The 15,307-nt window shown below is 58.3% G+C and carries 8 protein-coding genes; 2 read left to right on the top strand and 6 right to left on the bottom strand.

Going from position 1 to position 15,307, the window contains the following annotated elements:
• Positions 1-40 precede the first annotated feature (40 nt).
• From IM303_RS19415 to IM303_RS19440, 6 genes are all read right to left on the bottom strand, one after another.
• Positions 41-916: a 4Fe-4S dicluster domain-containing protein gene (locus tag IM303_RS19415; protein WP_049001496.1), complete on the bottom strand. Its 876-nt coding sequence runs from the start codon at positions 914-916 to the stop codon at positions 41-43.
• Positions 916-1,704: a DmsC/YnfH family molybdoenzyme membrane anchor subunit gene (locus IM303_RS19420; protein WP_049001499.1), complete on the bottom strand. Its 789-nt coding sequence runs from the start codon at positions 1,702-1,704 to the stop codon at positions 916-918. Before IM303_RS19420 ends, IM303_RS19415 begins: the two co-directional genes overlap by 1 nt.
• Complete coding sequence (locus IM303_RS19425; protein ID WP_003860631.1) at positions 1,697-2,326, bottom strand: DMSO/selenate family reductase complex B subunit; 630 nt, start codon at positions 2,324-2,326, stop codon at positions 1,697-1,699. The genes IM303_RS19420 and IM303_RS19425 overlap by 8 nt, the downstream gene beginning before the upstream one ends.
• Entirely contained in the window at positions 2,323-4,701 is a 2,379-nt protein-coding gene (locus IM303_RS19430) for a DMSO/selenate family reductase complex A subunit (RefSeq protein WP_049001502.1), read from the bottom strand. The genes IM303_RS19425 and IM303_RS19430 overlap by 4 nt, the downstream gene beginning before the upstream one ends.
• Before the next feature lie 88 nt (positions 4,702-4,789).
• Positions 4,790-7,117, bottom strand: coding sequence for a peptidoglycan glycosyltransferase PbpC (pbpC, locus tag IM303_RS19435; RefSeq protein ID WP_049001504.1), 2,328 nt, complete (start codon positions 7,115-7,117; stop codon positions 4,790-4,792).
• Between the two features lies 1 nt (position 7,118).
• Positions 7,119-12,071: an alpha-2-macroglobulin gene (locus IM303_RS19440; protein ID WP_049001506.1), complete on the bottom strand. Its 4,953-nt coding sequence runs from the start codon at positions 12,069-12,071 to the stop codon at positions 7,119-7,121.
• Between the two features lie 287 nt (positions 12,072-12,358).
• Here IM303_RS19440 and IM303_RS19445 point away from each other — a divergent pair, with 287 nt between their 5' ends.
• Positions 12,359-13,903 carry a PTS transporter subunit EIIC gene (locus IM303_RS19445; protein ID WP_192986407.1) on the top strand — a complete coding sequence of 515 codons (1,545 nt, stop codon included), beginning with the start codon at positions 12,359-12,361 and terminating at the stop codon, positions 13,901-13,903.
• 12 nt (positions 13,904-13,915) lie between these two features.
• Positions 13,916-15,283 carry a 6-phospho-alpha-glucosidase gene (locus tag IM303_RS19450; RefSeq protein ID WP_049001512.1) on the top strand — a complete coding sequence of 456 codons (1,368 nt, stop codon included), beginning with the start codon at positions 13,916-13,918 and terminating at the stop codon, positions 15,281-15,283.
• Positions 15,284-15,307: the final 24 nt, after the last annotated feature.

A 15,307-nucleotide genomic window follows, 5' to 3' on the forward strand; every position in this document is an offset into this window, starting at 1 on the left:
CTATGGTTCTGCATAACATTTTTTTAAAATGAGACGAAGATTAGCAACAGGCCGGATTTCGCATACCGTGTTGATGGCGTAAACAGAGCGGGCACTGCTTTTCATTAGGCGTAAATGACCAGAACTGGCGCTGGCACGTCAGGCAAACTGCTTTATATGCGGGAGTGGCCACGTTTTTTGCCGGTCCATCTGTTTCTGCGACGTTTATGGCCTCGTGCTGACATACTGCCTCACAGCCACCGCAGCCGGTACAGCGCCCGGTCTCCACCACCAGCGCGGCGTTCTCAAACCGAATCGCGTTTTCCGGGCAGCTTCTCCAGCATGCACCACACAGCACGCACTTATTAATATCGAGTGCGATATCTGACTCGCTAAACGTCGAGAATGCCCTGCGCAGCTCCCGCGGCCCCGGGGAAACGCGACAGGCTTTTACATCCTCGCGGGGAACGTGCATCAGCGCACGACGAGCGATATTCACCTCGCCGATCGGTATGAGCTTAAACCCCCACTCCGCTTCACCACGGCGACGAAGCGCAAGATTAAGCCGGGCAAGCGCCAGCAGCCAGTCAGGGTATTGCTCTGCGTCGATACTGATAAAACGAACCTGGCGTTGCGCGTGCCACAGCAGCAGCTCATTCACCCCAGGTGCGCGTTCAGTAAAAGGCCCAACAAGGGTATCTCCACGCAGAAATCGCTTTCGCGGCGCGATGCCGGTAATGGCCCCGGAGGGGCAGACGAACAGGCAGTCACCGCATTCAATACAGCGATTTTCATCAACCGAGACGCCGGTTTCCGTAAAAGAAAAAGCCTGCGCTGGACAAACGTCCGCGCAGGCGCAGCAGGAAGCGTGGCGAAAACGGCGACGGACGCACGCATGCGTCACGTCCATCGCCGGGGCAAACGTCAATCTGCCCATCAGCCAATACTGAAGAAAACGAAGCGCAGCATCAGCTCACCCACAATCAGCAAGGCGCTGCCCAGCAGCAGCGTGCCGCGCGCCGCTTTCAGGCCGCCCGCAGCAAAGCAGAGCATACCTGCAACGGACACGCACCAGCTCAGCAGATGTACCGCGCGCAGCTGTTCGAGCATCCGTAGCGGTGCGTGAGGGAACGTCACCACGGTATTGTCCATGGCAGTGATGTCTGCCAGCCAGACGGGCTGCATCACCAGACGCACAAGCACCACCAGCGTGATAATGACAACCGCCGCACGCAGGGTAGTCTGGGAACGCATCCCAATTGCCATGCAGGCTGAACCGATGATACCCACCGAGCCGATAAACAGTACCAGCGTGTTAATGTGCTGCCAGGTCACCACGGACGCGTGCATGTAGATCTGTGCCATGCAGAACACGTCCACCAGCCCGACAAGACCCGCCACGGCCAAAAGCAGCTTCCAGCCTGGCTTATTGGAAAACATCAGCAGCACGGCGAGGCCAAGCGCCGCCAGGTAAAGGCTGGCGAAGATAATCTCGCGGCTCAGCCACGAACTGGAAACGTGGCGTAGCGCGTTCAGGGCGTTGAGCGGATAGCCCATATGCAGCGCTGAGGCGAGCAGCCCCAGGCTCGCCAGCACAAACGCCCCAGCGGCAGGCAGCAGCGCGCTACGCGGTGTAGTATGCGCTCCCCCGAACGCCAGCCAGAGCGTCACGCCAACCGATCCCTGCAGGAACAGCGTAAAAATCAGCAGCGGTAACTCATGCATGACGTTTCCCCTCTTTTTCTGCGCCCTGATGCGCTTTGATCACCAGGTTCGGTTTTGTAATCGAGGAATCAGGCAAGCCCTTCACATCGCATACCGCACCGTATTTCGCCCGAAGTTCATCAATAGGCCCAAATTTGATCGCCTCAAGCGGACAGGTTGCCACGCAGACGGGCTGCTCGCCCTTCGCCTGCAGATCCACGCAAAAATCGCATTTGGACATCTGCCCGGTCTGCTCGTTGAGCTGTGGCGCGCCGTAAGGGCAAGACCACGCGCAGTAGCCACAGCCAACGCACTTGTCCGTATCGACGCGCACGATGCCGTCGCCCGGACGCTTGTGCATTGCGGTGGTCGGGCAGTTTTTGGTGCAGATTGGGTCCGCACAGTGGTTACAGGAAATAGAGAGCGTGTAGGCAAAAACGTTGTTGCTAACGCCGCCCTGCCCGGTTGGGATGAAATTCCCGCCGTTGACTTCGTATACGCGACGGAAACGACGTCCGACCTCAAGGTTGTTTTTGTCTTTGCACGCCACCTGGCATGCCTTGCAGCCCGAGCAGCGGGAAGAGTCAATATAGAAACCCAGCTGTTTATCGCTCACCGGCGCGTAGTGTTTAAACTGACTCATGCTTTAGCTACCTCCACCAGCATGGTTTGATGGGAATTCCCTTTCGCAAGCGCGGTAATACGGGCAGAGCTGAGCACGTTCGCGCAGCCGCCTTTATCTACACCCTGTTCGTCCGGCTGCCACCAGGCGCCTGCCTGCATGGCAACCACGCCCGGAATGATGCGCGGCGTGACCTCAGCCGGAATTTCACAAATGCCGCGCGCGTTATGAATGCGCACGGTATCCCCCTGGGAAATGCCGCGCTTTTGCGCGTCCTGCGGGTTGATCCACAGCTTTTGCTGCTGCGCCTCAATCAGCCACGGGTTAGCGTACTGGGTTGAGTTAGCACGGTTTTTCCCTTTCCAGGTGATCAGCTGCAGCGGGAAGGTTTTCGCCAGTTCGTCCTCCGGCCCTTCGTGGGCGGGCACGTAGTGCGACAGCGCCGGAATCTCCGGATGGTGCATGTCGTACAGACGCTTCGAGAAGATCTCAATTTTCCCGGACGGCGTCGGGAACGGATGATTTTGCGGATCGCGAATATTGTCTTCAAAAGCGACGAACGGCGCGCTTTTGAAAAGATGCTGGCGCGTCTTTTGTAGCGTCGCGAAGTCCGGCAGGTTTTCATCTGGCATGGAGAGCCGCGTCTGCTCCCAGATGTGCTCAATCCACGCCTTTTCGTCACGGCCCTGGCTGAATGCAGGTTCGACGCCAAGCTTAGCAGCAACTTCCCGCAGCCAGTCGTAGTCTGAACGGCGTTCGAATTCAGGTTCAATCAGCTTTTCCGACAGGATCAGATAGCTTGCCGTGCCCCAGGTTTCGCCAATATTCCAGCGTTCCATAAAGCTGGTTTCCGGCAGGAGAAGATCGGCGTATCGGGCGCTCGGCGTCATAAACAGATCGCTTGCGACGATAAACTCGATTTTCGACTCGTCTTCCAGCACGCGCGTCGCCTGATGCAGATCCGGGTTCTGGTTAGCCAGATAATTTCCCGCCAGCGAGAAGAGGATGCGGATATTGCTATCCAGCTTCTCTGCATCCTTCAGGCCGTCTTTCGCCGTTACCTTAGAAGCATCATCGGCGGCCTGCACCCAGTTCATCACCGATATTTTGGCTTTTACCGGGTTATCCGGCATCTCCGGCCCAGTAGCAAATTTACGATTAGCGCAGCCACCATAGCCTGCCGCCCAGCCGCCCTTGACCCCAACGTTACCCGTCAGCGTTGCCAGTAACGTCGAGCCGCGCGCGGTGCGCTCGCCGCAGTTATGGCGCTGCGGTCCCCAGCCCTGGATCAGCGCGGCGGGTTTGGTGGTTGCGTAGTCGCGCGCCAGCTGACGAATGGTCTGCGCAGGCACGTGGGTGATTTTCTCTGCCCACTCGGGCGTTTTCGCCACGCCATCTTTTGCGCCGCTCAGGTAAGCCATCAGGGATTCATTGGCCGGAACGCCTTCCGGCATGGATGCTTCGTCAAAGCCCAGGGTATAGCGCTGAATGAAGTCGCGATCGTGCAGGTTCTCCGTGACGATCGTGTACATCATAGCGTCCATCAGGGCGTTGTCTGTTGTGGGAAGCAGCGGGATCCACTGGTCAGCCAGGGAGGAAACCGTATCGGAATAGCGCGGATCGACAACGATAAAGCGCGTGCCGTTTTGCTTCATCTTCTGATAGAAGTAGTTGCTGTGACCAAAGATCGTTTCCGTCGGGTTATGTCCCCAGAGAATGACCAGTTTGGTATCCAGCAGCGTGTCCAGAGAGCTGCCGCTGGCGGCGGTGCCGTAGGTATACGGCGTGGCTGCCGCCGTGTTGCCCATACTGACCGAGTGATAGCTTTCAAGATAGCCGCCGGTTAAGTTGAGCAGACGACGAACCATTTTATCGCCGGAAAACGTTCCGCCGGATACCGCAGTGCCCACATGCACATAGCGTGAGGCAGCGCCGTATTTTTGTGTAATCTTTTTTAATTGATTCGCAATAAGCGTGGTGGCTTCATCCCAGGTAATACGCTCGAATTTTCCTTCGCCACGTTTACCCACGCGTTTCATTGGATATTTAAGCCGATCGGGATGATAAACAAATTTCCGATAAGCGCGGCCACGAACGCAGGCGCGCATTATCGGCATCTCCGGATCTAACGCATTGTCCGGGCGGGTAGAAATTCGGGTTACAACGCCCTCACTAACGTGAGCACGAATATCACACTTCCCGCCACAGTCAAACGTGCTACAGGTCTGCACGACTTTTTCTTCAGGCGTCACGTCTGCTGCCACCGTGCTCTGTGCCCGTGCTTTGCTGGTTGTCACCACAAACGGGAGTGCGGCCAGAGCCGATCCTGCCTGAATAAAATGCCGCCGGGACAGGGCAGGAATAAGACCCTCTTCCTGATTTTTATTCTCTTTCATTGCTCGTTCCTACAAATAAAAACGCATTCTCGTTTTTTTTCAGGAACGCATATTGATAATTATCAAGCTAACTCTTCAGAGGTAATACTTAACGGTCTAATTCAAAATTGACCGTCGCCGTTTGGCCTGATTTATCCATTACCAGTAATTGATATTCACCCGGTAAATATAATTTTAATGAATAATTATAATTCCGCCCCGCTAAAGGCTCTCCATTTAAAAACCACCAGCGCTCCCCTTCCCCTCCTGTTGAAATAACAGAAAGCGTGACATTACCTTCACCGGGAAGTCGCTTAATAACAGCCCCCTCTCTGATACCCGAAATCATAAGCGGCGCTACATTGTTATTGTCCAGAGGCGGACAGTCAGTTGATCGGGCAGGGAGACGCGCAGCCCTTTTTTCAGCAGCGGGCAACCAAGGCTCCAGCGGCAGCGGCCAGACGTCCAGGACTTTCTCTGTAGCATCGGGGCAATCTGCGGCCACACGTTTGCCCTTTTTATCCACCCAGACCGGGAAACGAATGCCGCGAATACCTTCCTGCTCCGGCAGCAGCAGCGTGGGTGGTTCACTCCCTTCCAGCAGCCAGGTCGAAAGACGACGCCGACAGTTTTCACTGCCTTCCGGCAGCGACTGGCCGCCCGGCCAGCAGATCACGCCCCGCCCGACGCTCTCCGGACGCGGATCGCGCGGCAGACGGGCTTCGTCTACCGTTGAGCGCGACTGAAGCAGGTTATTGACCTGGTTTAATAGCGGCACTGCACTGGCGAAACCAAACTGCCCCGCCACTGGCGTGCCGTCCGGTCGTCCGGTCCAGATGCCTATCACGTAGCGGGCATTCAGACCGATGGCCCAGGCATCACGGTAGCCGTAGCTGGTGCCGGTTTTCCATGCCAGCGGGGCGATTTGCGGTAGCGCACTGTCCGGCAGCGGCTGCGCTTCATTCGCCAGAATACGGCGAATAATCCACGCCGAGCCTGGCGATAACAGCGGGCGTTCAGTTAGCGGGTCGCCCGGCTGTAAGCGCAGCCGGCCCGCCTTGCCATGCCTTGCAAAGGCGCTGTACGCGGCGGCGATATCTGCCAGCCTCGCGCCTGCGCCACCCAGGATCAGCGACAGATTCGGCTGCGCTCCGGCAGGCAGGATCAGCGGCAGGCCTGCGTTACTCAGCATCCCGGCAAACCGTTTGGGACCGTAGGCTTCCAGCACCTGGACGGCTGGCAGGTTGAGCGAGCGCACCAGCGCTTCACTCATGCTGACCGGCCCGTGGAACCCGCTGTCAAAATTTCCCGGGCGATAATCACCGGTTTTTCTGGGCACGTCCTGAAGCAGCGAGGCGGGATGGATCAGGCCATCATCCAGCGCCATACCGTAGATAAACGGTTTCAATACCGATCCCGGGGATCGGATCGCGTTAACCATATCCACATGGCTGAAACGCGTGTCATCGTTGATATCCACCGAGCCGACCCAGCCGCGCACCTTCATGTCGGTATGATCGACCACGATCATCGCCAGCGAACTGCGTGCCGGCAGGCGGGATTTCCAGTTCATCGCCAGCTCTTCCAGCTGCCGTTGCAGTCCGGCATCCAGCGTAGTGACAATCTTTGTGTCGCGGCTTTTGCCGAGCATCATGCGTGCAAAGAGCGGCGCCAGCTGCGGCATCTGCCGGGGAGCCAGCCATACCGGCTCTTCACGGGACTCCTTCACCTGCTTTGCTGACCAGACGCCCTGAAACATCATGCGATCGAGCACTTTGTTGCGTGCCGCTTCGGCCCGCTCGGGCCAGCGATCCGGGCGCAGACGGCTGGGTGCCTGCGGCAGTACCGCCAGCAACGCCGCGTCGGAGTAGCTCAGCTGCGACGGGGGTTTCCCAAGGTAGGTCCAGCTTGCTGCTCCCACGCCCTGCAGCGTGCCGCCAAACGGAGCACGATTGAGATAGAGCGTAAGAATGTCACGCTTAGAGAGGTGCCATTCCAGCTGCATCGCCCGCCAGAGCTGGCGAATTTTGCCGCCAAAGGTGCGCGGATGCGGATCCAGCAGGCGTGCCACCTGCATGGTAAGCGTGCTTCCTCCCGAAACCACTCTTCCGGAACTGAGATCCTGCCAGGCGGCGCGCAGGACAGAGAGCGGGTTTACGCCCGGATGCTCCCAGAACCAGCGATCTTCGTACTGGATCAGAGCCTCAAGATAACGGGGAGAAACCTCTTCAATGGTCACCGGGTAGCGCCAGATGCCTTCGCTGTCGGCAAAACGCCAGAGCGGCGCGCCCTTCTCGTCCACCACAACTCGTGCGGGGTTAACCTCTTTCAGAGGCAGCGGCCACAGGCGGTCGGCGGCGACAATCAGCCCCCCTAAAACGAGAAGCGCTCCCGCCAGCCAAAGCCAGCGGGAGCGTGTCAGACGCGCTATCAACATATTACGGAACAACAATCAGCGGGCCGCTGGCCGCACCCGTTGCCCGCCACTGCGGAACGTACATAGACTCCACCATCGGAACCGGCACCTGGTAGGTGCCCGGCGTTACGGCACGGGCCAGATAAACCAGCGTAACCGGCTGACCTTCGTTTACCGGCACGGCGGCCACAAAGCGGTCGTCGCGGAACTCCATGTGCTGAATGTCCGCCTGCTGCATCTGGCTGAGCAGGTTCTGCACTTCGCTGCCGCTGTCCTGCAGGCTTGCGCTGCTGCTCGCCAGGTTCTGGTTTTCCAGCTCCAGACCAGCAGGGAGGAGATCCACAACCAGCGCATCCGGAACGTTCTGGCTGGCTTTCACTTCAAGCCAGACCAGCACCAGTTCACCGCTCTTCAGCGAAGAGAGCGATTTGCTGCTGCCATCGGTTGCCAGGATATGACGTTCAACCTGCAGCACGTTGGAACTCGGCTGAGGCGCATATTCCGGATAGCCGGTGCTGTCCAGACGTACCCACAGCGGTGCCGTGCCGGTATTGGTTACCTGAAGCGCACCAAGCTTGTCGCCGCTTACGTTTTGTACCTGCGCCTTATCGCCGCCTGATGCGGTATCAGACAGGGAGGTTTTCGCCTGCCATGCGCCTGACAGGGTTTGCAGCGAACGTCCGGCCAGGAACAGCGCATTGCTCTCCTGGGTGGATAGCCAGCGCTGGCTGAATGCCTGTTCAGAAAGAGCAATCAGCAGCGTATTTTGCGCATCCGGCAGCAATTTATACTCCTCCAGAAGGGAGAGCATCAGCGCGTTATCGCGAAGCGGGCTGCCGTAATCGGCCATCCATGTTTTGCTGTCGTTGCGCGGCGTTTTGAGCGCCAGATCCAGCGCCTGCTGGCTGCGCGGCGCGTCGCCCATCAGTTTAAGCGCCATACCCAGCTGCATCAGCGGCAGCCCGGAGGCGGCCTGCGCGTGGCGATCCCAGATTTCACGCAGCGCGCCCAGCGGGGCTTTTTGCTGACGCGCCAGCACCAGCGAGGCATACGCCTGCACGGCAAATTTGCTGGCCTGGGTGTCGTCGCTGTAGCGGATAGACATCATGCCCGGATCCTGCAGATAGCGCAGCAGTCGGTTGTTGGCGTTGTTCACCGCATCGGCAGGTACGCTATAACCCTGCTCGCCCGCGCGCACCAGGAAGTCAGTCACATAGGCGGTCAGCCAGTACTCTTCTGGCCCGTTTTTATCCCACAAGGCAAAACCGCCATCATCACGCTGCATCTGCAGCAGACGGGAGATCCCGATATCAATGGCAGCACGGCGCTTGTCATCGGTATCTCCTTTTATACCAAGCGCGGTAAGCTGCGCGGCGTTGGTATAGAGTGACGGGAACAGGCCGCTGGTGGTCTGCTCCAGGCAGCCATACGGATACGCCTGCAGTTCACGAATATAGCGCGCCAGGTTGAGCGGTGGCTTGCCGCTCAGTAGCAGTTGCCCCTGCAGAGTGGCAGGAGAGAAACCGTTGCTGTGCTGCGCCGGTGCGGTCCAGGACTCGCCGGGGTTCAGCATGGCACCGGTATTGACCGTCTGCGCCGGGAATGCCGGACGTACGCCAATTTTCCAGCTTTTCTGCTGCGGTGCGAAGGTTTCGCCCGGAAGCTGCAGGCCGGTCACCTGCGCGGTCACTTCACCGTCGCCATAACCCTCCAGTGCGCGCACCGGAATAAACAGGGTACTGCGCGCGCCCGGCGGCAACTGAACCGGCTGCGGCTGTGCACCTTCCAGAGACAGTTTGCCTGTCGCGCTCAGGGCGACGTTCAGCGATTGCGGTTTGTCGGTCAGGTTAGTGAGATCCAGCGTCAGCCGTGAGGTATCTCCACTTGCCAGGAAGCGCGGAGTATTAAGCTCGGTAATAACCGGCGCGGCCACCACAACCTTGCTTTCGCTGCTGCCGAAATCATCTTCCGTCCACGCCTGCGCCATCAGACGCAGTTCGCCGTTGAAATCACCAATCGGCAGCGTAACGGTGCCTTCTCCGTTGGCATCCAGCGTAACCGGCTGAGCCTGCTGGGCAATAATGGTGACGTGGTTCACCGGCGGTTTACCGCCGCGCTTGAGTTCATCGCCGTCACCACCGAAACGCAGCGCGGCCATGCGGCCCTGCCCTTCAATGACCTGGCCGTAGATATCATAGATATCGGCGCCGTAACGCTTCTGGCCGAAGAAGGCCTGCCACGGATCCGGCGTAACGTAATCGGTAATGTTCAGCACGCCGCTGTCCACCGCCGACACCAGCACGTTCACTTTCTGCGGAACCGCCCCCTCTTTCACGCTGGCATTCACCTTCACGGAGAGCGTCTGGTTTGGACGCATTTTCTGCGGGTTATCCAGCGCGATGTTCAGGCGGCGATTTTCGTCGCCCATCGGCAGATGCAGCAGACCGACCGCGCGCTTCGGCGTGGCGGATTTGGATTTATCGCCAGGACGCACCACCAGCGTACTGAGATAGAGATCGTGACGTTTCCAGGCTTTATCCACCGGAATGGAAAGATCGAGCCCGTTTGCCGGTACGTCGATCTCTTTCCACCACAGCGGTCCTTCGCTGGATTCGATCATGGCATAGCCCTTACCTGCGGCTGGCGCTGCAATGTGCAGCTGGATGGTATCGCCTGGCTGATAGGCCGGTTTATCCAGTTTCAGGGTCACGCGGTCAGGGCGCGCCGCACCCGTGCCGTCGCTGTTATCCTGCCAGCTGTAACCTGCCCAGAAGCGCACGCTGCTGACCACATCATCAGGCGCTTTCACTTCCAGTCGGTATGAGCCCCACTCCACCGGGAAGGTGACTTTGCCGGTTTCATCGGCCTTAAGGCTAAGCTCCTGCTCGCCCTCAACGAGATCTTTTTGATCGAATTGAGACTGCCAGCCTTCGCTCTCGGACCAGTTCCAGAAGTAGTCGCGACGCTCGCGGATCAAACGAACCTGCAAACCGGATACCGCTTTTTTCGCCCCGCTGGCATCGGCATAGACGATGTCAAAGCTGGCGTTGCCGTTCTCGTCGACGATCGGTTGGTTGACGGTGGTATCGGTACGGTAGTCGTAGACCGCCTTACTGGCGAACTGCGGACGGATACCCGGCAGTTGCGCCGCCGGCCAGATAGCCTGCTCCGCGCGGCGCGTCACCGGACGACCGCCTGATTCCAGCAGGCTGGCCTGCAGGATCAGCTGCAGCGGCGAGTGTACCTCTTTCCACTGGCTTTCGGTGGTCACCTGCCCGCGCCCCTGCTCATCCAGCGTAAGCTGCACTTCATCCAGACTGCGGCTCAGGTTTTCTTCCGCAATATCACCAAACTGGAAGCCAGGCAGCGCAGGGACGGCGTCGCGCAGCGGACGCAGGAAAAGCTGGCCCTGAAGAGAATTGCCGTTGGCCGGAGCGCCATACAGGTAATAGCCCACAATGTTGAAGTCCACCTCATCCTGTGGGGAAACCGGTGCTTTTTGTCCCGTCAGATTGAGCGCCATACGCTCGGGCATAAAATCTTCGACGTGGAAATCCCACAGGCGCTGCTGGTTATCACCGGTATTCGCGCGAATATGCCACATGCCGGTCTGCGCGCCGCTATCCAGCGGGTAATTGAAGCGGTAGAGGCCGTTCTCAGGCTGAACAACGATCGTGCGTGCCACCTGGCCGTCCGGGCGCAGCACGTCAAGCTTCACGGGCTGATCGGGAAGCGGTTTTCCGTCGCTGTCGCGCAGCAGGCCGTTAAGGATCACAGTTTCACCCGGACGATAAAGATCGCGCGGGCCAAACATAAAGAATTGCTTGCTGAAGCCGGGGCTACCGGCGATGTCGAACTCTGCCAGGTCGAGCGCTGGCAGCTTGAGATCGAGCAGCGTAGTCTGGCCGTCTTTGCTGGCGAGGATCAGCGCGGCTTCTTTGTCTGTTTCAAGCTTCGCATGGCCGTCGGCGTCGCTGCTGGCTTCGGCGAGCGTCTGACCTTTGTCATTCAGCAGCGTGACGGTGACGCCGGACTGCGCCGCACCGTTTTCCAGGCTCTGGGTGAAAATGTCCAGCCGGTTATGATAGCGGTGAGCAGACAAACCGATATCGCTCAGGGTAAAGAGCGTTGCGGCATTGCTGTAGTTGTAGTGCCCTGCCTGGTTCATGACGGCGATATAAACGCCGGACTGCTGAAGCGGCTTGATATCTTTAAGCGGCAGGAGCAGTTTTTCACGCGTGTTGCGCGCCGGGTTGAGGTCAAAACGACCGGTATAGACCAGTTCCGCCATCTTCAGCAGATTGTCAGATTCCCAGTTGGTCAGCGAGTTGCGGTACTCCCACTGACTGACAAACGAGGCCAGCGATTCCGGCTTCACGCGGTAGAAATTGACGTCCACATTGTTGACGTTAAGCGCCATCACCGGCAGCCCTTCCACCACCTTGCCCGGCAGCAGCGAGCCGCGGCTGGCGAAACCGACCGACGGCTCTATATCTCGCGTGGTCAGGGCTTTTTCATAATCAATGCCAAAGGTCGCTTTGTTCAGCGCCACCAGGCCACGATCCACGGTGATAACCAGATTACGGTTTGGCTCCAGATGGCGCAGGCGAAGCTCTTTCAGGTTAGGCGCAAGTTCCCACGCCCCGTCAACTTTGCCGCTTTTCTTATCCACAACATGCACTGTTTTCGCGAAATCCTGTTCCGGATCCATCGGGACAGAGAAGGTCAGCACCAGCGTAGCGGCGCCGTCCAGTTGCACTTCAGACGCATCAAGCAGAGTCAGCGCTTTTCCCTGACTCTGGGCGGCCATTTTAGCCAGCTTTTCAGCGTCGGGCTTTTCCGCGGCTTTCGGTGTTGATGCGGTGGATGCTGCGGCAGCCGCAGCCTGAGGTTTATCGTCGCTGTTATCACAGGCGACAAGCGTAAAGGTGGTGAGCAGCGCGAGAGAGATCGCGGCTAAGCGAAACGGTTTCATCCTGTGTCCCTGGCCTGAGGGGGCCTGTTGGTCGTCGTCCGGATAAGTATTATCCGCAAGTTTCGTTAATACAAAAAGTCCAATTTAAGAATCTGGAAAGCGCCTCGCATAATGGCATCACGCCGCTACACCGTGATGGAACCGCGATCACAGCGCATAACGTCACATGTTACCTTTTACGTCATTTGTTTTTAAAACAAGAAGATAGCTGGATATGTTCGCTCAGGGCCTGCTAGTTTTATGACCATGACGCACCCCGAGTGCGCGGTTCAAAAAGAGAGAAAGCCATGAAACGAGCCGTGAACGCCCTACAAAATTTCGGAAAATCATTATACGGACCGGTACTTATCTTACCGATTGTCGGTCTGTTTATCGCCTTTGGCAATGTGCTGGGCAACGGTAACCTGGCCGAATACCTGCCGTTCCTTGGCCATCCGCTTATCCAGAGTATCGGCCAGCTGATCGCCAAATCTGCCGTGTCGGTGCTGGTCAACCTGGCGCTGGTGTTTGCCGTCGGGATCCCGATTGGTCTGGCGACGCGCGATAAAGGCTACGCGGCGCTGATTGGTCTGGTGACTTTCGTGGTGTTTATCAACGCCATGAACGTGACGCTGCAGCTGCAGGGCGAGCTGGCCCCTGCTGAGCAGATTAAAGCCGCCGGGCAAAGCATGGTGCTGGGCGTTCAGGTGCTGGAGATGGGCGTTTTCGCCGGGATCCTGACCGGGGCGCTCTCCGGTTACCTGTACAACAAATACTCCGGCGTACAGTTTAACGGCGCGATGGCGATTTACTCCGGCCACTGTTTTGTCGCCATTGTCATGTTGCCCGTCTCTATGCTGCTCGGCGTGGTAATGAGCGAACTCTGGCCGTACGCGCAGCATGGGATTAGCGCCCTGGCGCTGGCAATTAAAGGCTCTGGCCCGTTCGGGGTGGCGATCTACGGTTTCCTTGAGCGCATTCTGGTGCCGACCGGCCTGCACCATCTGGTTTATACGCCGTTCCTGTATACCGAACTGGGGGGCACGCAGGAGGTGTGCGGCACGGCTTACCAGGGGGCGCGCAATATCTACTTCGCCGAGATGGCCTGCCCGGAAGTGAAACAGCTCAGCAGCACGGTAGTGTGGGACGCGCGCGGGATCAGCAAGATGTTCGGCCTGCCTGCCGCCGCGCTGGCCATGTACATGACCGCGAAGCCGGAGCGTAAAGCCGTTGCGAAAGCCATTCTGATCCCGGCGGCGCTGACCTCGCTGCTGGTCGGCGTGACCGAACCGATTGAATTCTCCTTCCTGTTCGTCGCCCCGCTACTGTTCGTGGTGCATGCGGTCCTGACCGGTATTGGCATGATGCTGTTCTCGCTGCTGGGCGTTCATGCCATCGGTGCCAATGGGATTATCGATTTCATTCTTTACAACCTGCCGCTCGGCACCGAGAAATCCAACTGGCCGATGTACATCGTGGTTGGGCTGATCATGTTTGCCCTCTACTTTATGGTGTTCCGCTTCCTGATCCTGCGCTTCAACATGAAAACACCTGGCCGTGAAGATGAGGACCAGGAGACGCGTCTCTACAGCAAGCAGGAGTACCAGGCGAAGGGCAATAACGACGGGCTGGGCGAGTCCATCGTGGTGGGCCTGGGCGGCCGGGAAAATATTGAGGTTGTGGATAACTGCTACACCCGCTTACGCGTCACGGTGAAGGATGTCGCCATCATCGACGAGCCGCGCCTGAAGGCGACCGGCGCGAAAGGGATTATCAAACAAGGTAACAACGTTCAGGTGGTCTACGGGCTGCACGTCAAAAAAATGCGAGAAGCCGTTGAGACGTTTCTCTGAAAGGAGCTAAAGATGTTTACACCCCCATTCATTCTGTCGATTGCCGGCGGCGGCAGTACCTACACGCCGGGTATAGTGAAAAGCCTGATGGTGCGCCTGCAGGATTTCCCGCTGGCTGAAATCCGCCTCTATGACATCGACGAGGCGCGTCAGAACACCATTGCGCCGGTGGTTGAGAAAGTGATTCGCGACCACAGCCAGAGCATCAAATTTACCGTCACCAGTGACCCGGAAGTGGCCTTCAGCGGCGCGCATTTCGTTTTCGCCCAGATGCGCGTCGGCCAGTACAAAATGCGCGAGCAGGATGAGAAGATCCCGCTGCGTCACGGCGTGGTCGGCCAGGAGACCTGCGGCCCCGGCGGGCTGGCCTACGGACTGCGCACGATCCTGCCGATGGTAGAGCTTATCGATCTGGTGGATCGCTACGCGCATGAGAAAGCCTGGATCGTGAACTACTCCAACCCGGCGGCGATCGTCGCGGAGGGCGTGCGACGCCTGCGACCAAATGCTCGCGTGCTGAACATCTGCGATATGCCGGTCGCGGCGATGCGTAATATGGGAGCCATTCTGGGTGTCGATCGTCGCAAACTGGAGGTGGACTACTTTGGCCTGAACCACTTCGGCTGGTTTACCCGCGTGCTGGTGGACGGCGAGGACAAATTACCGGAGCTGCGTAAACATATCGCGAAGTTTGGCCTGCTGACGGAAGATGCGGCCAAAACCGATCCGCAGCACTCGGATCCTTCGTGGATTAAAACCTGGCGCAACATCAAGCCGATTATGGATAACTTCCCGGAGTACCTGCCGAACCCGTACCTGCAGTACTACCTGATGCCGAACCAGATTGTGGAGCATCAGAACCCGGACTATACCCGCGCCAACGAAGTGATGAACGGGCGTGAGAAAAAGCTGTTCGCCGCCGCCGAAGAGTACAAGCACACCGGGATTTTACCGGATGCCTTCCACGTGGGCGTTCACGGCGAGTTTATCGTCGATGTCGCCTGCTCGCTGGCCTTTAACCTGCGCCAACGCCATCTGGTTATGGTGGAGAACCGCGGGGCGATTACCAACCTGCCTTATGATGCGGTGGTGGAAGTACCCGCCTACATCACCTCCGAAGGGCCGGAGCCTGTGCGCGTGGGGCTGGTACCGCTGTTCCACCAGACCCTGCTGCAACAGCAGCTGGCGTCTGAACAGCTGCTGGTAGAGGCGACCATCGAAGGTAGCTATGAGAAAGCGCTTCAGGCGTTCACCCTCAACCGCACCGTGCCCACCATGGAGCACGCAAAAGCGATTTTGGATGAGATGATAGAAGCCAACCGCGACTACTGGCCTGCGCTGCAAAAAGCCTGGCAGGACGGCGAAACGGTGAAAAAATAGGGGCTTGCTCGCGAGTTGAACGTG

This window comes from Enterobacter cloacae complex sp. P38RS (assembly GCF_014930775.1).
Classification (GTDB): Bacteria; Pseudomonadota; Gammaproteobacteria; order Enterobacterales; family Enterobacteriaceae; genus Enterobacter; species Enterobacter bugandensis.

Coding starts and splice junctions, on each gene's coding strand:
- IM303_RS19415 (WP_049001496.1), bottom strand. CDS start 916: ATGGGCAGATTGACGTTTGCCCCGGCGATGGACGTGACGCATGCGTGC.
- IM303_RS19420 (WP_049001499.1), bottom strand. CDS start 1,704: ATGCATGAGTTACCGCTGCTGATTTTTACGCTGTTCCTGCAGGGATCG.
- pbpC (WP_049001504.1), bottom strand. CDS start 7,117: ATGTTGATAGCGCGTCTGACACGCTCCCGCTGGCTTTGGCTGGCGGGA.
- IM303_RS19450 (WP_049001512.1), top strand. CDS start 13,916: ATGTTTACACCCCCATTCATTCTGTCGATTGCCGGCGGCGGCAGTACC.
- IM303_RS19445 (WP_192986407.1), top strand. CDS start 12,359: ATGAAACGAGCCGTGAACGCCCTACAAAATTTCGGAAAATCATTATAC.
- IM303_RS19425 (WP_003860631.1), bottom strand. CDS start 2,326: ATGAGTCAGTTTAAACACTACGCGCCGGTGAGCGATAAACAGCTGGGT.
- IM303_RS19430 (WP_049001502.1), bottom strand. CDS start 4,701: ATGAAAGAGAATAAAAATCAGGAAGAGGGTCTTATTCCTGCCCTGTCC.
- IM303_RS19440 (WP_049001506.1), bottom strand. CDS start 12,071: ATGAAACCGTTTCGCTTAGCCGCGATCTCTCTCGCGCTGCTCACCACC.